The 19,282-nt window shown below is 45.6% G+C and carries 21 protein-coding genes and 2 pseudogenes; 1 reads left to right on the forward strand and 22 read right to left on the reverse strand.

The genetic code is table 11. From position 1 onward, the window contains the following. Nucleotides 1-12: 12 nt before the first annotated feature. The 22 genes and pseudogenes from LKD36_RS06335 to LKD36_RS06440 all read right to left on the reverse strand — a co-directional run bounded on the left by LKD36_RS06335 (nt 13) and on the right by LKD36_RS06440 (nt 18,380). The gene (locus LKD36_RS06335; protein ID WP_308459106.1) at nt 13-381 is read right to left on the reverse strand and encodes a hypothetical protein; all 369 of its coding nucleotides are present in this window, start codon (nt 379-381) and stop codon (nt 13-15) included. Nucleotides 382-394: 13 nt separating this feature from the next. Continuing rightward, a complete protein-coding gene (locus LKD36_RS06340; protein ID WP_118769420.1) occupies nt 395-841 on the reverse strand; it encodes an NUDIX hydrolase in 447 nt (148 codons plus the stop codon). An 84-nt stretch (nt 842-925) separates the two neighbouring features. Next, a complete protein-coding gene (locus tag LKD36_RS06345; RefSeq protein WP_308459107.1) occupies nt 926-2,365 on the reverse strand; it encodes a peptidoglycan D,D-transpeptidase FtsI family protein in 1,440 nt (479 codons plus the stop codon). Further along, nucleotides 2,322-3,671: an FtsW/RodA/SpoVE family cell cycle protein gene (locus LKD36_RS06350; RefSeq protein WP_308459108.1), complete on the reverse strand. Its 1,350-nt coding sequence runs from the start codon at nt 3,669-3,671 to the stop codon at nt 2,322-2,324. Before LKD36_RS06350 ends, LKD36_RS06345 begins: the two co-directional genes overlap by 44 nt. A 2-nt stretch (nt 3,672-3,673) precedes the next feature. After that, a complete protein-coding gene (locus tag LKD36_RS06355) occupies nt 3,674-5,872 on the reverse strand; it encodes a U32 family peptidase (RefSeq protein ID WP_308459109.1) in 2,199 nt (732 codons plus the stop codon). Between the two features lie 68 nt (nt 5,873-5,940). Then, nucleotides 5,941-6,369 (reverse strand): cell division protein ZapA, encoded by a 429-nt coding sequence (locus LKD36_RS06360; RefSeq protein ID WP_308459110.1) that lies wholly within the window; start codon nt 6,367-6,369, stop codon nt 5,941-5,943. A gap of 48 nt (nt 6,370-6,417) precedes the next feature. Further along, complete coding sequence (gene ruvB / locus LKD36_RS06365) at nt 6,418-7,419, reverse strand: Holliday junction branch migration DNA helicase RuvB (RefSeq protein ID WP_118769415.1); 1,002 nt, start codon at nt 7,417-7,419, stop codon at nt 6,418-6,420. Between the two features lie 25 nt (nt 7,420-7,444). Continuing rightward, nucleotides 7,445-8,056: a Holliday junction branch migration protein RuvA gene (gene ruvA, locus LKD36_RS06370; protein ID WP_118769414.1), complete on the reverse strand. Its 612-nt coding sequence runs from the start codon at nt 8,054-8,056 to the stop codon at nt 7,445-7,447. An 85-nt stretch (nt 8,057-8,141) separates the two neighbouring features. Next, the gene (locus LKD36_RS06375) at nt 8,142-8,468 is read right to left on the reverse strand and encodes a NusG domain II-containing protein (protein ID WP_308459111.1); all 327 of its coding nucleotides are present in this window, start codon (nt 8,466-8,468) and stop codon (nt 8,142-8,144) included. Continuing rightward, nucleotides 8,465-9,430, reverse strand: a complete 966-nt coding sequence (locus LKD36_RS06380) for a DnaJ C-terminal domain-containing protein (RefSeq protein WP_308459112.1) — start codon at nt 9,428-9,430, stop codon at nt 8,465-8,467. The genes LKD36_RS06375 and LKD36_RS06380 overlap by 4 nt, the downstream gene beginning before the upstream one ends. A gap of 142 nt (nt 9,431-9,572) precedes the next feature. Then, nucleotides 9,573-10,085, reverse strand: coding sequence for a transcription repressor NadR (locus tag LKD36_RS06385; RefSeq protein WP_308459113.1), 513 nt, complete (start codon nt 10,083-10,085; stop codon nt 9,573-9,575). Nucleotides 10,086-10,087: 2 nt separating this feature from the next. After that, on the reverse strand, nt 10,088-10,948 hold the full coding sequence (locus tag LKD36_RS06390) for a YitT family protein (RefSeq protein ID WP_118769410.1): 861 nt from the start codon (nt 10,946-10,948) through the stop codon (nt 10,088-10,090). 130 nt (nt 10,949-11,078) lie between these two features. Continuing rightward, nucleotides 11,079-12,158: a 30S ribosomal protein S1 gene (rpsA, locus tag LKD36_RS06395; RefSeq protein WP_118769409.1), complete on the reverse strand. Its 1,080-nt coding sequence runs from the start codon at nt 12,156-12,158 to the stop codon at nt 11,079-11,081. Then, a pseudogene (ispH, locus tag LKD36_RS06400) lies at nt 12,139-12,991 on the reverse strand (4-hydroxy-3-methylbut-2-enyl diphosphate reductase). Before ispH ends, rpsA begins: the two are co-directional and overlap by 20 nt. After that, nucleotides 12,982-13,638 carry a (d)CMP kinase gene (cmk, locus tag LKD36_RS06405; RefSeq protein WP_308459115.1) on the reverse strand — a complete coding sequence of 219 codons (657 nt, stop codon included), beginning with the start codon at nt 13,636-13,638 and terminating at the stop codon, nt 12,982-12,984. The pseudogene ispH and the gene cmk overlap by 10 nt, the downstream one beginning before the upstream one ends. 15 nt (nt 13,639-13,653) lie before the next feature. Further along, on the reverse strand, nt 13,654-14,883 hold the full coding sequence (locus LKD36_RS06410; protein WP_308459116.1) for a BaiN/RdsA family NAD(P)/FAD-dependent oxidoreductase: 1,230 nt from the start codon (nt 14,881-14,883) through the stop codon (nt 13,654-13,656). A gap of 55 nt (nt 14,884-14,938) precedes the next feature. Next, entirely contained in the window at nt 14,939-15,466 is a 528-nt protein-coding gene (locus tag LKD36_RS06415) for a shikimate kinase (RefSeq protein ID WP_308459117.1), read from the reverse strand. Between the two features lie 273 nt (nt 15,467-15,739). Next, nucleotides 15,740-15,964, reverse strand: coding sequence for a transposase domain-containing protein (locus tag LKD36_RS06420; RefSeq protein WP_308459130.1), 225 nt, complete (start codon nt 15,962-15,964; stop codon nt 15,740-15,742). Continuing rightward, nucleotides 15,947-16,966: pseudogene (gene tnpC, locus LKD36_RS06425) on the reverse strand (IS66 family transposase); the annotation flags it as partial. The pseudogene tnpC and the gene LKD36_RS06420, both read right to left, overlap by 18 nt. A 6-nt stretch (nt 16,967-16,972) precedes the next feature. Continuing rightward, nucleotides 16,973-17,374, reverse strand: a complete 402-nt coding sequence (locus tag LKD36_RS06430; RefSeq protein WP_308459118.1) for a transposase — start codon at nt 17,372-17,374, stop codon at nt 16,973-16,975. A 273-nt stretch (nt 17,375-17,647) separates the two neighbouring features. Next, complete coding sequence (gene tnpB / locus LKD36_RS06435) at nt 17,648-18,004, reverse strand: IS66 family insertion sequence element accessory protein TnpB (protein WP_308459119.1); 357 nt, start codon at nt 18,002-18,004, stop codon at nt 17,648-17,650. Further along, nucleotides 17,997-18,380, reverse strand: a complete 384-nt coding sequence (locus LKD36_RS06440) for an IS66 family insertion sequence element accessory protein TnpB (protein WP_308459120.1) — start codon at nt 18,378-18,380, stop codon at nt 17,997-17,999. The genes tnpB and LKD36_RS06440 overlap by 8 nt, the downstream gene beginning before the upstream one ends. 435 nt (nt 18,381-18,815) lie before the next feature. On the opposite strand from LKD36_RS06440, the gene LKD36_RS06445 reads away from it, so the two are divergent. Further along, nucleotides 18,816-19,040 (forward strand): transposase domain-containing protein, encoded by a 225-nt coding sequence (locus LKD36_RS06445; protein WP_308459121.1) that lies wholly within the window; start codon nt 18,816-18,818, stop codon nt 19,038-19,040. The last annotated feature ends 242 nt before the right edge of the window (nt 19,041-19,282 follow it).

A 19,282-nucleotide genomic window follows, 5' to 3' on the forward strand; every position in this document is an offset into this window, starting at 1 on the left:
AGTACCCCTTCATCAGTCTTCAAAATCTTCCTCTCGGAAAAAGGATGACACATCAAATTTCCCGGTCTTTTCATACATTTCCAGAATCATGTCCGATACCAGCCGAAGCGCTTCCTGTTTTCCCTCAGCCACTCCTACAATCTTCTGGCACTGTCGGGAAGCAAACAGCTTCTCTGAAAGCAGTGCATTATGGAAAATATCCAGCAGATTGCCGGGTGTGGACGCCAGCGTAATATAATATACACCTGCCATCCGCCTGTTCGCAAAAGCTTTTTTCCGGATTATCTCAATATGCGCAGCGGCATTCGGGCCAAGATATAAGTTTTTATACCAGCGGATAACCGCCACCTCCTTTTTTGAAAAAGAGGCTGTCGTCTCCAACAACCTCTCCTCTCTACCTGTGGTTTTTCCAAAGATTATTTTTCTTCAGTTCCATATACTCATTATACGCTTTTTCCAGAATCTGCTTCTCATTTGGAAATTTCAGCAGATGGTATGCTTCATGAAACTTGTAATATCCGGAATCCATAAAATACTCTTCACGTTGTGGCTTACTGTAGTAACTGTCTGACATCATCAGATACCAGTGGACGTCTTTTGAAATCACATCCTCCGGCACAGTAAAGGTATACTGGCTTTTACCCACATACTTGATAATCTGAGCATCCACGCCAGTCTCCTCACGCACCTCCCTGGTCGCAGTCTGCGGGTACTCTTCTCCCTGCTCTACAGTTCCCTTCGGCAATACCCATCCTTCGTATTTGTTCTTGTAATTTTTATACAGAAGAAGGATCTTGCCCCGAAAAATCACCACACCGCCACAGCTCGTTGCTTCAATCACTGCAATTCCTCCTGTCACCTGGTGTGCTTTTCAAAACTGCATTTAGCATACCATTTTTTCAATCGGTTGACAAGGCTAACTCCTCTATTTCCCGAAATACGCGTCAAATATTTTTCCGGCAATGGGCACTGCATATTCGCTTCCGGATCCTGCCCCTTCCACAATCACTGCTACGGCCAGTTTCCGCTCTCCGTCGGTCGCATAGCCGGTAAACCATGCATGGCTTTTCTTCTTGTCACTGGAGTACTCAGCGGTTCCGGTCTTTCCGCTGGCCTCATAGATACTACTCTTCAGTGCGGATGCCGTGCCATCCTCCACAACCGTCCGCAGGAACAGCTGCAAAAGTTCCGCCTCCTCCTGTGTCATGATACTTCCATATGTTTCTTCCGGATACCGCTCCACCAGCGTACCGGTATAGCTCTCTGTCCGTTCAAGGAAACGGGGCTTCATCAGCACACCATCATTGGCAATGGCCGACATCAGCATTGCCATGTGTATAGGCGTCACAAGCGTATTTCCCTGACCGATAGCCGTCATCATTTTCAGCACATCCGGGTCGGATTCTTCCAGTGAAAACGAGCTCTTACTGTACGGAAAATCAAGCGGAAGTTCTTTGTTAAAGAGAAGCTGATCTGCCAGAGACTCGAATGCAGATATGTCAAGATTCCGTCCAATCTCCGCAAACGCACCGTTACAGGACTTGTCAAATGCCTTTGTGAGATTCAGTTCTCCGTGCTTCTTTCCTTTATAACAGCTGATGGAAGTATCTCCCGTTGTCACTTTTCCTTTGCAGTCAAAAGAAAAACCACCGGTCTCATATTGATGCTCGCGGAGATATTCAAGAAGGGTCACCGTCTTAAATACCGACCCCGGCGGATAAAGTCCCTGGGTCGCCCGGTTCAGAAGAACACCGTCATCTGAATTGCTGAATTCATCCCATCTGGCTGCAATCTCCGCCGGATCATAGTCCGGTTTGGACACCAGCGCCAGCACATTTCCTGTAGATGGCTCAATCACCACCACTGCGCCGTTTTTCGTGCTCAGCGCATCATGGGCAGCTGTCTGAATATCCACATTCAATGTAGTCACCAGACTGTCCCCAATATTTTTCTTTTCTTTTAATTCATTGATAAAACGTTCAATAAAGTAGGCGTTTGACCGGGTCAATTGAAAATTTCCAAGGCTCTCAATTCCTGTTTTTCCATAATCTGAGTATCCAAGTACATGAGAGAAAGTACAGCCAAACGGGTATTCCCTCTTTTCCGTTCCGTCCTTGTTTACCTTCGTGGAAGCCAGAATCTGACCGTCTGAAGACAGGATATTTCCACGGATCACCTGGTTTTCCATTGCCTCAATCCGGGCATTATATGGATTATTGATCACATCCCGGCTTTCAAAGGCCTGAAAATATACCAGATATCCTGCCAACAATGCAAAAAGTGTGGTAAACAGTACTAAAACATTCGTATATTCCCGGCTGCTATTTTTCTTTTTTGGCTTTTTCTTTGTTGTCTTTACTGTCATTTTCCACCACCTCATCCCCTCGTTTCAGATACATTCCCTGAATAATTGCCCACATCATAAAAGAAGTCAGAAGAGAACTTCCTCCATAACTGATAAACGGCAACGTCACTCCTGTGGACGGGATAAATTTTACTGCACCGCCTATAGAGAGAAATACCTGGAACATCAAAACTGTACCAAGTCCCAGTGCAACCAGCTTATAATAACTGTCCTGCAGGCAGACTGCAATATTGATAATCATATAAAAACAGCTGATATATACAAAAATCAGCAGCACGGCAAACAGGACGCCCAGTTCCTCAGATATGGCAGAAAATATGAAATCTTCCTCCACAACCGGAATTTTGTATGGCATTCCCTGCCCGATACCGGATCCGAACCAGCCCCCGGTTCCTATGGCAAACAATGACTGCGTAATCTGATATCCTTCATTTTCAATGACGGAAAACGGATCACTCCAGGCAAGCACTCTGGCTCTGACATGAGCAAAAATCCCGCATGCCGCCCAGGCAGCCGCACTTCCCGCAATCAGCCCCGCAAAAAAATACAGTATTTTTCCGGTTGCCACATAAAGCATCACCAGATAGGTAACGAAGAAGATCAGCGCACCGCCCAGATCTTTGGAACCGACCAGTACCAGTACATAGGCAGCAGCTATGCCCGTTGTGACCGCCACACGCTTCAGGCTATGGTCCTCTTTCAGCATTCCCGCCGTAAAGAATACAAACAGTATTTTTACAAATTCTGACGGCTGAAATGTAATTCCATGAATGGTGATGGCAAGTTTTGCACCAAAGCTCAACGAACCAAGCACCAGTACAGCCACAAGCAAAAAGAACCCCACCGCTCCGTAAATCCAGTACAGATCTCTTAATTTTCCTGCTTTCCGTATGATCCACGGGATCAGAAACGTAAGTCCCATGGCAAGAATTGCCACCTCCAGCTGCCGTTCTGCCTTTTCCGATGACAGTCGCGCCAGCATCAGAAGTCCTACGCTCAGAAGGAGCAGCAGATTATGATTCAGAGTCTTGTCTGCTTTCGGATAGATCAGATGATGCAGAATTAAAAACAGAGAAAACAATCCCAGCTGCACTGCGTAAAATGTGATCAGGCTTTCGCCCTTCGTATTCAGATAAAGCACCAGATTTCCCAGAAAATGCATCCCGAAAAACAGGATATTCTGCTGCCACAGAGCCGCTTCTCTTTCTTCTTCGGATTTACCCGCCATGCGGAATCCCAGCAGCGTATAGATTGCCAGAAAAAGAATCAATGCATATTTTGTCAAACCCGTAACTACATTTACCATTGTTACTCTACGCCCCGTTTAAAATGTCCTCTTGTGAATTCGCCCTTTTCCGGCTGTCCGTTCAGACAGCTACAAAGGATTCTGGATGTCTCCCTGCCGTTTTCTGTCGTAAACATCAGCCGGTATGCCCCAGCATGCAGTGCTTCCAGCTCTTCTTTCCGATCCAGAAGATAGAGAGGCTGGCTGTTATAGATCACATTATAACAGTCCCTGCAATAATTTTTCACTGGAAATACCTTCCGGTACCGGTCTTTCAGACTCCACTGTTCCGGCACACCTTTGCAGCGGTTCAGCGTCTTATGAATACATCCTGCTGTTACCATCATGGGATAACGTCCATAGATCAGCTGAATACTGTCTGCCGCCGAGATTTCTTTCAGTTCTCTGGCATTCAGTTCCAACGGATTCGTCTGCCAGACAGTTCCGGCATCTCTCCAGTATTCTCTGCTCCGTTTATTAAAGGTATAGACATTATGATCGGTTATCATCCCTTTCAGCAAGTCATTTTCCTTCAAAAATGTATATTCTTCCAGATTCCGGATCACATATCCGTCTGTATCAAGTTCTTTCCAGAAATTCAGTCTCTTCTCGTAGCGTTCTCTGGTCTTTTCCCTGAATACAACAGGCAGCATCACATATGCTTTCATTCCTTCTGCATGAATCTGCCTGATGTCCTGCTCCAGATGGTCTTCCAGCGTCTCTGCTTCAAGATAAACCGCTTCCATACCAGATTCTTTACCGTCTTCCTGCACATAAGATAATACACTTTCCAGCTGTTCCTCTGTCTCCACAGAAACATGCAGTACCGTCTTCTTCCATGCCTTTTCCTTTATTGTTGTGTTTCCTTCTTCTGGAAGTTCAACGGGTATCGGACGAAAGAAAGATTCCAATAATGCTTTCCGGATTGCTTCCAGTGCTTCCCGTCTCAGATTATTCAGAGCCCCTACCGGGACAAACAGATTGCCTTCCAGATGAATCTCCAGATGCTCCCATTCAAATGAGGTATTGCCCGTTTTCCTCAGCTGCTTTGCAAACTGTGCCTCTTCCATGGGACGGTTCTGTGCTTTCTGCGGAACCTCTCCTTCTACCCGGACAGAAATTTCCGGATGTTTCTCCGCGGTCAGTACCAGCGACATGGGCTTTCCTTCACAGGCAGACAGACATCCGTTGATCCGCACTTTCTGCTCCGTCTCCACATACTCTTTATGAATCCGCACAATCAACTCCTCATAGGCACGTTTTTCCTGTTCAGAAGCCTCCGCATTCTTCAGAGCCATCATATTTTTTCCGTTATGCTGTCTATAATAACCTTCCGAAAATCCATCTCTGTTGAACAGAAGAAGCAGTTCTCTTCGATCCGCCTCTGCTACCTTATAATTCTCCTCTCCATATTGCAGGTACTGGTCCACATATTTTCTGTAAATCCGTACTACCCCGGCAGTATATTCCGGCCGTTTCATACGGCCTTCAATCTTCAGCGAATAGACACCAGCTTTCGCAATCTCCGGAATCAGATCCAGAGCACAGATATCCTTCGGGCTTAAAAGTGTCTGTTCTCCAGTCAGGTTCTTTCCTTTTTCATCCACTGCTGAATACGCCAGACGGCACGGCTGCGCACAGCGCCCCCGGTTTCCGCTTCTTCCTCCCAGTATACTGCTGAACAGGCACTGGCCCGAATAGCAGTAACAAAGAGCTCCATGGACAAAGGTTTCCAGTTCCATGCCGGTCTCCCGACTGATCACTGCAATCTCATTCAGTGACAGTTCCCGGGAAAGGACTGCACGCTCTGCGCCCAGTTCTTTCAGCACTTTCACTCCTCCGACTCCATTCAGCGTCATCTGTGTACTGGCATGCACCGGAAGATCCGGAAACCACTCTCTGACTGCCTTCAGCACTCCCATATCCTGCACCAGCACCGCATCCAGTCCATGCTCATAACACGGAAGCAGATAATCGTAGAGTTCCTGCTCCAGTTCTCTTGTTTTCAGCAGTGTATTTACCGTCAGATACAATCTGACTCCATGCAGATGTGCGTAATCAATGGCAGCCAGAAGATTCTCCCCTTCCGGATTCTGGGCATAAGCCCTGGCACCAAAGCGGCTGCCACCCATATAGACTGCATCTGCGCCCGCGTTGACTGCCGCCCGCAGGCTTTCAAATGAACCGGCCGGAGCCAGTACCTCCAGTTTTTTTTCCCTCATATGGTTTCCTTTCGTAAAAGAAGCCAGCTCTCTCGGGCTGGCCTTACATTCATGGATATCGTTGTCAATTATAACTTCTGTTCCGGTCTGTGGATCTTCCGTCCTGCAGCGGACTGGGAAAGCCTTGCCTTCATTTTCTGTTCTTCAGCAAGCTCCGTCTCCAGTTCGTGGATTCGCTTCGTCAGCTTCTCCTGCTCCAGCTTCGCGTCGATCAGATCATGCTTCAGACCATAAATCTCCTTATCGCGGTTCTCCAGTTCCCGTTCCAGCTGTTCTTTCGCATCATTGGCCTTGAAATATTCATCCGCCAGATTCATATTCTTCAGAAGCTGCTTTTCTTCCGATCCCAGCCGGCGGTATCCGTCCATTGCGGTCACCTTTTCTTCCATCTCATTTAAGTATGCCGCAACTTTCTGAAGGTATGCAGTACTTTCGTAACCGCTGATCACATAGATTTTCCCATTAATCAGCACTTCTGCTGTATTCTTCTTTGCCATATAGTACCAGCACCTCCAAAACGGTTTGTTACTTACTAGTATACCGATTTATTTCGGAAAAGCAATCCCCAAATGTTCATATGCCAGCTCTGTCGCCATTCTTCCCCGGGATGTCCTGTTCAGGAAACCATTCTGTAAAAGATACGGCTCATAGACGTCTTCCAGTGTACCGGCATCCTCGCCAAGAGATGCTGCCAGTGTATCAAGTCCCACTGGACCTCCTGCGAATTTCTCTATGATCGTGCGCAGAATCAGGCGGTCTGACTGATCCAGACCGTGACGATCCACTTCCAGAAGATCCAATGCAAACACCGCTACTTTCTCTGTGATCTTTCCGTCATATTTTACCTGGGCAAAATCACGTACTCTCTTTAACAATCGGTTTGCCAGACGAGGCGTTCCTCTCGAGCGTCTTGCCAGTTCTACCGCACCGTTCCGATCAATCTCCACATGCAGTACTTCCGCAGAACGTAAGATAATCGTCGTCAGCTCCTGTACCGTATAATATTCCAGATGATGAACCACACCAAATCTGTCCCTTAACGGTGCTGTCAGAAGACCAGCCCTTGTAGTTGCCCCTACCAGGGTGAATTTCGGAAGATCCAGACGAATACTTCTGGCGGATGCTCCCTTTCCAATCATAATATCAATGGCATAATCTTCCATGGCCGGATAAAGAACTTCCTCAACCTGACGGTTCAGACGGTGAATCTCATCCACAAAAAGCACATCTCCCTCCTGCAGATTGTTGAGGATTGCCGCCATCTCACCCGGTTTTTCAATAGCCGGACCGCTGGTTACCTTCATGTGCGTTCCCATCTCATTGGCAATAATTCCCGCAAGCGTCGTCTTACCAAGTCCGGGAGGACCGTAAAACAACACATGATCCAGTGCCTCTCCTCTGGACTTTGCCGCTTCTATGTAAATCTTCAGAGTACTTTTGGCCCGTTCCTGCCCGATGTACTCACTCAGATGCTGCGGACGTAAGGTTCCTTCTATTCGGATATCCTCTTCTGATTCCTCTGTTGTGATAATTCTGCGATTATTCATCCCTTTTGCTACCGCCTTGTTTCTTCTACAGCATATGTTTCAATGCTTCTTTTAACAGCTGCTCACTGTCTGCCACTGTATCTGCTTTCACCGCACGTACTGCGCGGAGCGCCTCTGTACTTCCATAGCCAAGCGCTACAAGCGCCTCCACAGCATCCTGAACCATGCCACTTCCTGCTGATACAGCCGCTTCCTGCTGACGGTCAGCATTCAGCTTCTGTTCAAATACTTCTGCAAGATCCAGCTTGTCTTTCAGCTCCAGAATAATTTTCTGCGCCGTTTTTGCCCCGATACCGGGAGCTTTTGCAATCCTCTTCGCATCATCTGCCAGCACCGCAAACCGGAGTTCTTCCGTTCCCAATGCAGACAGGATGCCAAGTCCCGCCTTTGGTCCCACACCGTTTACTCCGATCAGCATTTTAAACATGGCCAGATCATCCCTGGTCAGGAAGCCAAACAGTACCACTGCGTCCTCCCGCACCTGCATATAAGTATAAACCTTCAGTTCCTGACCGATTCCCTCCAGCATGTCGAGAAGCTGTCCTGGCACCAATACCTCATAGCCGATGCCATTTACATCCAGCACCAGACTGTTTTCCGTGATATCTTCTATGGTTCCTTTTAAAAACGCGATCATTTTATGATTTCTCCTGTTTTCTCATTCTTCAAAATCATACCACGGATTCCGAAGAACTGCAACCATATGTTCGATTTTCAGATACTTATTCTTTTCGAATCTCTACAATCACCTTATGGGGCATACATACGATCATCTCATGCTCTTTGGAGATACTGCCTGTCTGCACGCAGATCTGATCCGGGCAGTCTGCCTCCGTCATACGAATCTCTCCACCTCTGATCTCCAGATGATTGCCCGTTCCCAGATCAATCGTCTGTTCCTTATCAAGAGCGTAGCTTCCATATTCTGTTCCGTCTATAGTCACTACTGCCCGTGTTCCTTCCTCTTTTCCCGCAAACAAAAAGATTCCCAGTAGAACAGCGGCCAGAAGTAATCCGGCCGCCAGCATTTTATCAATTTTTTTCATCATCCTGCCTTTCGACACTCTTCGTATTCCCTTAATTTCTGTTTGGAAGCCTCATTCAGATTTTTCGGCACTTCAATCTGCACTTCCACATAAAAATCACCATGAACAGATGCATTTCCCATCTTCTGGATTCCTTTTCCCTTCAGACGGATCTTGCTGCCGGACTGTGTCCCTGCAGGTATCCTGCACATCACATTTCCATCCAGTGTTCTTACCTTTGCTTCTCCGCCAAAGACTGCTGTTGTAAACGGAATCTCCGTTTTGGCATAGACATCCTGTCCTTTCCGTTCGAATCCGGCTTTTGTCCCCACATGAACCTTCAAAAGCAGGTCTCCCGCTTCTCCGCCATTCATACCCGGCATACCTTTTCCCCGCAGCCGAATACTCTTGCCGTCTTCAATTCCTGCCGGAATATGGACTTGCAGCGACTGCACCTGTCCGGAGCCATCCTGTGTCCCAATATGAATCAGTTTCTCACCGCCAAAAGCAGCTTCATCAAAGCTGACCATTACATCTGCATGCAGGTCCTCGCCTTTCATCTGATAGCTGCTCCGCCTTGAATTTCCGCCTCTGCCATGAAACATTCCTCCAAACATATCGCCGAAGATATCTCCCATGTCATCCATATCATTGCCTTCAAAATGGAATTCCTGATAACCGTTCTGACCAAAGCCACCCCGACCGAAACCACTACGGAATCCACCGGAAGAAGCTCTCTTTGCCGCTTCCGGATCAAAGCCTTCCTGAAATGCAGCAAATCCGTACTGATCGTAGAGTTTTCTTTTTTTCTCGTCTCCGAGGACATCATATGCCTCGTTGACCTCTTTAAATTTTTCTGCTGCCTGTGTGTTTCCCTGATTGGTGTCCGGATGATACTGTTTTGCAAGCTTCCGGTATGCATGTTTTATTTCTTTTTCATCGGCACTGCGATTAATTCCCAGTACTTCATAATAATCTCTTTTCATATCTGCCACCTCCTGGCGCGGCCGTTTCCGGCTTTACAAAATCCCGGTCACAGGACCGGGATTGTTATTGTTCTATATGAACTATAACATATGTATTTTATATTTTCAAGCACCAGAAGCTATTTTCATATATTTTTCACATTTAAAGATAGTGTTTCTTATGAAGTTCTTCTTCCAGCAGATCCAGGTGTTTCTCTGACGGTGCTGCCACCGTATGATAATGCCAGCCGTCCGTCAGCATATTCAGGGGATGTGCTTTGCAGGCTGCCATTTTCTCCACAAACTGGCTCACTTCCAGACGGTTATGCACCATTAAGTCCGCCCGGATCTGCCCATAGAGTGGATGTTCCACAAATACATCCAGAACAGTACCTCCATAATCCACCATCGTCTGAAGCTCGTCCAACGTCTCTTCCATTGTATGATTCACCCGGAACACCCGGACACAGCTGCTCTGCTTCTCTGCTGATGGAAGCACATAGCCTTTATAAGTCGACAGGATCTCTCTGTTCTCCGCTCTCAAAAGGGCCACATCCTGCACGATCACCTGCCTGCTCACATGCAGTCTGCCTGCCAGATCCGTTCCGGACACCGGCTGCTCACTTTTTTTTAAAATTTCCAGGATCTGTGCCCGTCTTCTGTCTCCTTCACTCACTGTTAATCCTCCGGTTTATGGTAAAATCTTCCAGACAACTCCGTCGTCTTGATCGAATTGATAAATGCTTTCGGATCTACCGTCCGCACCGCATTGATTACATGCTTGCTTTCCGCGCTGGATACCACCGAATACACCATATCATGTTCCTTCAATTCATAGGAACCCTCACCATGAAGAATCGTTGCCCCATGGTGACTGACTTCCGAGATTGCCTCACACACCTGCCGCGGATGATCTGTCACAATAAACAGAGTCTGCTGCTGATACTTTTTATACAGTGTGTGCAACACCTGCGTGGAAGCATATTGATAAATAATGGAATACAGAGCCTTGTCCCAGCCAAACAGGTAACCCGCAGCACCCAGGATCAGGACATTCAATCCAAGGACAATATTCCACGCATCCATACCCTTTCGTTCAGAAAGGAAGATTGCTATAAAATCGGTTCCTCCGGTTGTTGCATTCCCGAACAGGCAAAGACTCATCACTGAGCCGTTAATAATTCCTCCAAAAATACTGATCAACAACGTATCTGATGTGATGGAATATCCAGGAATCAAGTCTGTCAGAATACCCGAAAGCAAAATCATCAGGCATGAGTAGCCTGTGAATTTTATTCCTATAAACCGAAATCCAATATAGACAGGAACTGCATTCAAAATCACATTCACTAACGTATAAGGAATGGAAATCCCTAAAAACATCTTTGCAGATCGCTGAATCAAAATCGTCAGGCCAGTAGCTCCGCCCGGATACAGACCACCTGTCTGTACGAACGTCTTGATATTCAATGCCATCATCAGCGCTGCCAGACATACAATGCAAACTCTTTTTCCATCCTCTTTCCAGCCAAACTTCATTATCCTTCCCCCATTAGTGTCTCAGTTTTCTTTTATTGTACTATAAAACACCCATCTTCATCAATAATTTGAGGCAAAAAAGAGACATGCAGAATCATTCTGCATGTCTCCTGTCATTCTGTCTGTAAAATTACTCTTCTACAGCTTCCTCTTCAACCGGTGCTTCCAGAGCTTTCATGCTCAGGCTGATCTTGCGATCCTCACCATTAAAATCTACGACTCTTGCTTTGATAACCTGTCCAACCTTCAGTACATCAGACGGTTTCTCTACATGATCTCTGGAAATCTGAGATACGTGAAGCAGTGCATCAACACCCGGCTCCAGCTCTACGAATGCACCAAAGTCAGTCATACGAGCAACAGTTCCCTCTACCTCGTTGCCTACTGCATATTTCTCAGCAGCATTCAGCCACGGATTGGTATCATCAAATTTCAGACTCAGAGCAATCTTGGTATCTCTGATCTCTTTCACCAGAACATTCAGCTTCTGGCCAACTTTGAACATTTTCTTCGGATGCTCAACACGTCCCCAGGACATCTCGGAGATGTGAAGCAGACCGTCTGCTCCGCCAAGGTCTACGAATGCACCGAAATCGGTAATGTTCTTAACAGTTCCTTCTACAACGTCACCCTCGTGGATGCGCTCGAACAGTTCTTTCTGCATCTCAGCTTTCTTAGCTACGAGAAGCTGTCTTCTGTCACCGATAATTCTTCTTCTCTTCGGATTGAACTCAGTAATTACAAATTCGATCTCCTGATCTGCATATTTTGCAAGATTCTTCTCATAAGTATCGGATACAAGACTTGCCGGGATAAAGATTCTGGTCTCATCCACAACTACGCTCAGTCCGCCATCCAGTACCTGAGATACCTTTGCAGTCAGCACTTCTTTATTCTCAAATGCTTCCTCAAGTCTCTTGCTGCCTTTTTCAGCTGCAACTCTTCTATAAGAGAGCTGTACCTGTCCTTCTCCGTCATTGACTTTCAGAACTTTTACTTCCATCTTGTCACCAACATTTACCATGGTTCTCAGATCAGCGTTCGGTACGTTGGTATACTCGTTACGGGATACGATACCGTCGGATTTGTATCCTATGTTCAAGATGATCTCATCTTCTTTGACATCAATGACCGTGCCCTCTACGACTTCTCCTGTTCTGATAGTTTTTAATGAATCTTCCAGCATCTGTTCAAAACTTAATTCTGACATCGTTTTTGAACCTCCTCGATAATTTTCTTTGGGGTGGAAGCCCCTGCTGTAATACCTACAAGCCCAGTAGATCGTAATACTTCTAAATCCAGGTCATGAACTGTCTGTATATAGTAAGTATTCTCACATTCTTTTCTACAAATTTCAAATAGCTTCTGCGTATTTGAACTGTGGCTGCCGCCAATCACAATCATGGCGTCTACTTTTCCTGCAATCTGACGCGCTTCTGTCTGCCGCTCTTCCGTCGCATTGCAAATTGTATTTACAACAATCCTATCATACCTCTTTTTGTCAAGAATTTCAACTAAATCTTTAAATTTCTTGTAGTTAAATGTCGTCTGTGACACGACACAGACTTTCGTTCCTTCCGGCAGATTGAGTGCCTCTGCCTGCTCCGCAGATTCAATGACCAGAGCCGGATGACGGCACCAACCTTTGATTCCCTCTACTTCCGGGTGGTTATCATTTCCAATAATAATAATCTGCCGTCCTGCTGCACTTTCTTTTTCCACGGTACGATGGATTTTTTTCACAAAGGGACAGGTAGCATCCACACAATTTAATCCTTTAGCACTGATCTGATCATAGATCTCTTTTCCCACACCATGAGAACGGATAATCACGGTTCCTTCGTTCAACTGCTCCAGATCTTCCTGATTCTCCAGAACCTGAACCCCTTTTTCTTCCAGATCCTGTACGACAACTTCGTTGTGAATAATCGGTCCATAAGTATAAATTGGCCGAACTCCTTTTTCCACCTGCTCATAGACCGTATCTACCGCACGCTGTACACCGAAACAAAATCCTGCACTCTTTGCCACTGTTACCTGCATAATGAAAGAATCCTTTCTACCACCTGCTCAATCGTCATCTCGGAAGAATCCACTAAAACTGCGTCCTCCGCCTGACGAAGCGGGGAAGTCTCCCGGTGCATATCCCGGTAATCGCGGTCTGCAATGTCAGCCTCAATCTTCTCAAGATCTGCCACCTGTCCCTTTTCCTGAAGTTCCAGAAAACGTCTCATGGCTCTGGTATGAGTGCTGGCGGTCAGATATACTTTTACATCCGCATTTGGAAGCACAACGGTTCCAATATCCCGGCCATCCATTACCACGTCTTCTTTCGCTGCCAGCTCCTGCTGCAGCTCTACCAGTTTTTTCCGAACTTCCGGTACCGCAGAGGAGACGGAGGCCATATTCCCCACCTCTTCGGTTCTCAGATAAGCATTTACATTCTCTCCATTTAAAAGGACGACCTGCTCTCCTTTCTGGTAAGCAATGGAAATATCTGCATTCTGGCAGGCTTTTGCGATCGCAGCCCTATCAGATATATCCACTCCGGTTCTCAGAAGATACAGGGCCATCGCTCGATACATGGCTCCCGTGTCCACATAAATATATCCACACTTTTTTGCAACCAGTTTTGCAATGGTGCTTTTTCCGGCTCCTGCCGGTCCGTCAATAGCAATATTATAACTCATCTGTCTTTCCCCCATTTATTCTGTAGCAGCATTAGCTGCGGCTACTGCTGTAGACCAGGCAATCTGCAGATTGAATCCACCGGTTACTGCATCCAGATCCAGCACCTCACCGATAAAATAAAGTCCCGGAACCGTTTTTGATTCCATGGTGGACGGATCAATCTCTTTTACCGACACACCGCCTTTTGTAATGATAGCCTCATTATATCCTCTTAAACCTGTTACGGTCAATTCCAGTTCTTTTAAACAGGATAGAAAACGTTCTCTTTCTTCCTTTGTTATATCATGAATCCGCTTTTCCGGTGCAATTCCGCACAGTTCATACATGACCGATACGAGTTTGGACGGCAGGAAGGACGGCAATACATTTCGAAACTGCTTGTTGGCATTGGCATCAAACTCTCTTAAAATTCTCGCATCCAGCTGTTCCTTTGTCAGTGCTGGTTTGAGATCCAGATAAAGCTTTACCTCTTTCTCCCGGATTTTTCTGGCACAGACACTGCTGGCTGTCAGAATTAACGGCCCCGTCACACCAAAATGAGTAAACATCATTTCTCCAAAGTCACTGAAAAGTTTCTTTTTCCCGTCTTTTATCAATATTGAGACATTTTTCAATGAAAGTCCCTGCAGTTCCTTCACCCAATCTTCCCTCACATTAAAAGGTACCAGCGAAGGACAGCATTCTGTCACTTTCAATCCGAATTCTTCCGCAAACCGGTAACCATCGCCTGTGGAACCGGTACTCTCATAAGAAATACCTCCTGTGGCCACTATGACTTTATCTGCCATATCTTTGGTACCATCTGCCAGCTGCAGAATAAATCCCGTATCATTTTTAAACACTTTTTTTACTTCTGTATTCAGATGTACCCGGACTCCTGCCTGTTTCATGGATCTTCTCAAAGTATCCAGTACATCCGCAGAACGATCTGACAGCGGGAATACGCGATTTCCGCGTTCTACCTTTAATTTAAGCCCTTCTTTTTCAAAAAAATCCATGGCATTTTCATTGGTAAATCCATAAAAAGCACTGTACAGAAACTTTTTATTGCTTTTCACACTTTCCAGAAGTTCTTCCATATCGCAGGCATTGGTCAGATTACACCGGCCCTTTCCTGTGATATACAGCTTCTTTCCTGTCTTTTCATTTTTTTCATACACATGTACTTCCGCTCCCCGTCTTGCCACGAAGATGGAAGCCATCATGCCGGCGGCTCCGCCGCCGATAATCGCAATTTTATCCATAAAAAAAGAATCTCCTTAAAATACAAGGAGATTCTACTATCTATAGGAAGGTTTGTCAATGTTCTGAGATGTCTTTCCTTAGACGACTCAACATTTCTTCGCAAATCTGGTCTGCTGTTTTTTCATCTGTTTCTATTATCAAATCTGCGGCAGCCTCATACTTTTCACGACGCTGCTCCAAAAGTTCCTTGATATAAGCAACATTTTTATTGTTCTCAAGCAATGGTCGATCGTGATTACTCTTTACTCTCTTCAAAATTGTCTCAGGTTTTGCCGTAAGAAGTACAATCCGTCCATTTTTTCGCATTTCCCGCACATTACATTCCCGCATAGGAGTCCCTCCACCGCAAGATACGATTACAGGCATGCAGGACTGCGTTTCCACCAGAATGCCTGTCTCCAGATCACGAAAATGCTGTTCTCCATATGTTTTAAATATATCGGAAATACTCATGCCCGCACGTTCTGAAATGATCTGGTCCATCTCCACCACTTTTCTGTCCAGTTTTCTGCTCAGACAGTTCGCAATGGTCGTTTTTCCAGTTCCCATAAATCCAATCAGAAAAATATTAAACTGATCCATCTGTTTCTTCTTTTTCGTCCTCCACATATATTTGATAGTAAAACCAATTTCTGCAGAGAATAATTGTAACAATATAACTGATATTTTTCAAGTCATTTTTACAAAATACGGGTACAATTTGACAACTATTTAACGCACCTCCTCCACACTTTTGCAGTTACTTTCTAGAATGATATAGCTCGATTGCTTTATTTATAAGGGCTATAATGCAACAGATACGCTGGATTTACAGTAAAGGTCAAATCTTTCGCTCCACGCCAAATACAGTGCCGCTTATTTGCGGCGCTTGTAACACTCAGCCGGAAGGTCTTTTGACCACGGCATGAGTGGTTCTAAATCTTTTTCATCTATACTTCCATCGGCACGAACAACCTGCGTCAGCTCTGTCAGCAAATGCTTCATGTAGTAGTAAACATTCAGACCATTTGCCCGGGCAGTCTCCGTAACATTGTAGATGATTGCGCTGGCATCGGCCCCTCGTACTGTATTGATGGTCATCCAGTTCTTTCGGCCAATCGTAAAAGTTCTCAGCGCGCGTTCACTGGCCAGGTTATCAATCGGCACTTCTCCGTCTGACAGAAACACCTTCAGGTATTCTTCCTGATTCAGTCAATAGTTGATGCCTTTGGCGGTTTCACTCTTTGGAAGCACCAACCGGTCCGCCTGTATCTTCCGGATCTAGGAAAAGAATTCTTCAGCCAGAGGTTTGATGAAAGCCTGACGCTCTTTTAAAGGTTCTTCTGGAGCCAGTTCCTTCAAAGCTCCCTCCAGATCATAAATAGCACCGATTCGTACAAGTGCTTTATACGCAACGGATGATTCGACTGCTTTCGGATTGCTTTTTCCAATCGCCTTAATCGCATTTGCAAAGTGACGTCTCGCATGAGCCATGCAGTTCGCATTCTTTACACCGGTCAGATCCCGCTCCAGCTTATGATACTGTTCCAGACCATCTGTTATAAGAACACCATCAAAGTCCTTATAGTACGCTTTCGGGTAATCGCTGTGTCGGGTCTTCTGATATTCATACACAATGATCGGCGGCACCGGACTTAATTCTCCGGTGATGTGAACCCACATATAGCTTTTACTGCCTGCAGGTCTGCCATCATGGATTACATCCACAGGTGTTTCATCACTCTGATTTACGTGTGCTTCCAGCTGATGCTTTCTCATGAAATCACACACTGGCGATAAATAACGTTCAGCTGTCCACACCGTCCAGTTCGACATCGTCTGTTTGGACAGGTTCAGACCGTTTACCTGGAAGTCTCTGGAAATACGGTCAAGAGGATTGCTGTTTACATACTTGGCATTGATGATTGCGGCTTCGAGAGAAGATGTTGCAATGCTTCCCCTGAACATCGTTTCCGGATGATCGCCACGGAGAAATTCATCCTGATGCGCACCATCTGTTCCAACATACACTTTTATGATGTGTTTTTCAGCAATCCATTTGGCCGGTTCAAAACGAAGCTGCCAGAAAATCTCATCCGGCATACTTTTTCAGTTTCCTTCACCGAAAGCTTCATTCAGTTCCTGTTCCGGTATATCATGAGGGATTACTTCTTGTGAAAAATCCTTCAGATCTTCTTCACGCTGCCCTTTTTTCTTAGGCTTTCGCGGCATCTTTCTGGATGAGTCAATGACTTCTTCCACAGTTGGTTCTTTTGCTTTTTCATCGTAGTTCGCTTCAGCCTCATTAAAAAAAGAAAGCTGTCCGGCGATATCATCCAGTTTTTCCGTATGACGACCAAAACGCTGCTGATTTGCAAGTCGAACCTGCTCAACGAGGTTTTCGTAGTTCTGTTCCAACCGGTCAAGCCGATCCTGCATCTGGTAGATGACATCGTTTTTGGCTTCATGGTCCATCTTGTTCAGTTCATCTGGAGTGAATTTTTTACACATGATATCCGCCTTTCTTCATAAGAGAAGTATAACAGAAATCCCTGGCAAATACCAATCAGTGCTCCTGCAGGGTTCGTCATTTTTTCCTGTTACGGAAAGCATCAGAATCCTTATATCAGCCTTTGAAAATATAGTGTTTTCAAGGTGTAATTGCATCGTTCCTGTCTGATAGCAGGCGAACGAATTGTTCTGATCCGGTCATCCATTGTAAATGATAGCTGTTCTTTTCAGTACCAAAACAGAAAATATATTTCTCTGTTTTGTACAAACGTTTCAATAGATATTTTTCGGATCGACATCTTTGATTTTGGGATCCAGGGGATTTAACCCCATCATAAGATACTTGTACTGTTCTTCGGTTAGGTCCGCTGCTTCCCGGGTATTCCTTGGCCAGGATAACCGTCCTGCTTCAAAGCGTTTATACAGAAGCAAAAATTCTGTCCCCATCCACAGGAGTCCTTTGCACCGATCGGAACGTTTTCCGCAAAACAAAAAGAGCGTTCCCTTTTCGAACGGATTTTGACCATACTTATCGCCGATGATCGTTGCCAGCCCATCAATGCCTTTTCTAAGATCAACTGTGCCACAGGCAAGAACAACACGCCGAATACCCGCAGCATCTTCAAGCATGGGACACCTCCCGAATAATCCGGGTCAGAAGAGCATCCGAGATTTCATTGGAAATATCAATCTGTAACGTTGCCGTCCTTATCGTTGCAACAAGTTTGTCGGAAGCCATGTGTGTATTTGTTCTCTCAGAAGTGTGGCACGGAATTTCAACAAAAGTCAGTTCTGTTTTCTCTGTCACGGCAGGAACTGAAGTGTTTTCCTTCATTTCTTCATACGCCTGTTTTCGAAACCGTCTCTGCCAGTGATAATAGCTTTGTTCACTAATGCCATTCTCATCCATCCAGCTTTTGGCTGACTGGCCTGCTGGTCTCTGCCCACAGGCTTGAATGATCTTTTTCCAGCACTCTGCACGGACTTCATGAGTGCACTGATCCATAGTCTTTAGTCCTCCTTGAAAAAATCTATTGTTTTTCTCAAGTATGCACTAAAAATGAATTTAGTGAAAGGCGGGTGGTTTGACCTTTACGATTTTCTGGGTGTTCTTGACATACCAGCTTATTTTTACTATTAAATAAATATGGCTTAACAGCAGAAAACTGCCGTCAAGCCACATCAATTATCATAGAAGATCTGAATTTACAGAAAAAATTTCACAGCGTCCAGTTTGTGGAAAGATGATGTTTTGAATCCCCATATACCGGACGCAACTTTGTTCAATTCGGAAAAACCAAAAGTGTGCTGAATAAGGGGGCACCGAAAGTTGCCCTCTTACTCAACCCACCTTCGGTTCTTTCCTTAGAAATCTATCTTCATATAAGGATAACAGGCAGAGCGTTCTATCCGGGCTTTTTGTATCGACAAAAAGAACTGGATGTTCCACGACTCCATTCAGGGAGCACAGGCAAGCGCCACCATCTACAGTATTTCGGAAACCGCAAAGCTCAATAACCTGAGACCTTATTATTATTTTAAGCATTTACTCGCAGAGCTTCCCAAACTTTGTGATGAAAAAGAAAATATAGATTCTGCGAAGCTGACTCATTTATTGCCATGGGCAAAAGAGTTACCGGCTGAATGCAGAAAACCACGCCGCTGATATCTGCTAGCGGCGTTCATTTATAGGTAAGCGCAGGATTTGACGCGTACGTGATAGCCCTCCATATCTTTCCCTATACAACAATAATCCGTTTGCATGTTTATGTATATTAGGGGCTGTCGCACTAGCAAATATTTTTTGCTGGGCGGCAGCCCTGCTTTATGCCCAAATGGGGGCGAAATCGGTTGTGATTTGCCCCATCCCTTATAAACACAGTTCATTCCCAGACATCCCTTTCGGCA

It is taken from the genome of Hominiventricola filiformis (assembly GCF_020686965.1).
Classification (GTDB): Bacteria; Bacillota; Clostridia; order Lachnospirales; family Lachnospiraceae; genus Hominiventricola; species Hominiventricola filiformis.

Bases quoted from the DNA above. Each gene is read 5' to 3' on its own strand.
- cmk (WP_308459115.1), bottom strand. From the start codon at position 13,638: ATGAGTTATAATATTGCTATTGACGGACCGGCAGGAGCCGGAAAAAGC.
- LKD36_RS06420 (WP_308459130.1), bottom strand. From the start codon at position 15,964: ATGACCATCAATACAGTACGAGGGGCCGATGCCAGCGCAATCATCTAC.
- LKD36_RS06350 (WP_308459108.1), bottom strand. From the start codon at position 3,671: ATGGTAAATGTAGTTACGGGTTTGACAAAATATGCATTGATTCTTTTT.
- LKD36_RS06430 (WP_308459118.1), bottom strand. From the start codon at position 17,374: ATGTGTAAAAAATTCACTCCAGATGAACTGAACAAGATGGACCATGAA.
- LKD36_RS06390 (WP_118769410.1), bottom strand. From the start codon at position 10,948: ATGAAGTTTGGCTGGAAAGAGGATGGAAAAAGAGTTTGCATTGTATGT.
- LKD36_RS06440 (WP_308459120.1), bottom strand. From the start codon at position 18,380: ATGGATCAGTGCACTCATGAAGTCCGTGCAGAGTGCTGGAAAAAGATC.
- rpsA (WP_118769409.1), bottom strand. From the start codon at position 12,158: ATGTCAGAATTAAGTTTTGAACAGATGCTGGAAGATTCATTAAAAACT.
- LKD36_RS06410 (WP_308459116.1), bottom strand. From the start codon at position 14,883: ATGGATAAAATTGCGATTATCGGCGGCGGAGCCGCCGGCATGATGGCT.
- LKD36_RS06345 (WP_308459107.1), bottom strand. From the start codon at position 2,365: ATGACAGTAAAGACAACAAAGAAAAAGCCAAAAAAGAAAAATAGCAGC.
- LKD36_RS06445 (WP_308459121.1), top strand. From the start codon at position 18,816: ATGTTCCACGACTCCATTCAGGGAGCACAGGCAAGCGCCACCATCTAC.
- ruvA (WP_118769414.1), bottom strand. From the start codon at position 8,056: ATGATCGCGTTTTTAAAAGGAACCATAGAAGATATCACGGAAAACAGT.
- tnpB (WP_308459119.1), bottom strand. From the start codon at position 18,004: ATGCTTGAAGATGCTGCGGGTATTCGGCGTGTTGTTCTTGCCTGTGGC.
- LKD36_RS06380 (WP_308459112.1), bottom strand. From the start codon at position 9,430: ATGAAAAGAGATTATTATGAAGTACTGGGAATTAATCGCAGTGCCGAT.
- LKD36_RS06415 (WP_308459117.1), bottom strand. From the start codon at position 15,466: ATGGATCAGTTTAATATTTTTCTGATTGGATTTATGGGAACTGGAAAA.
- ruvB (WP_118769415.1), bottom strand. From the start codon at position 7,419: ATGAATAATCGCAGAATTATCACAACAGAGGAATCAGAAGAGGATATC.
- LKD36_RS06375 (WP_308459111.1), bottom strand. From the start codon at position 8,468: ATGATGAAAAAAATTGATAAAATGCTGGCGGCCGGATTACTTCTGGCC.
- LKD36_RS06355 (WP_308459109.1), bottom strand. From the start codon at position 5,872: ATGAGGGAAAAAAAACTGGAGGTACTGGCTCCGGCCGGTTCATTTGAA.
- LKD36_RS06360 (WP_308459110.1), bottom strand. From the start codon at position 6,369: ATGGCAAAGAAGAATACAGCAGAAGTGCTGATTAATGGGAAAATCTAT.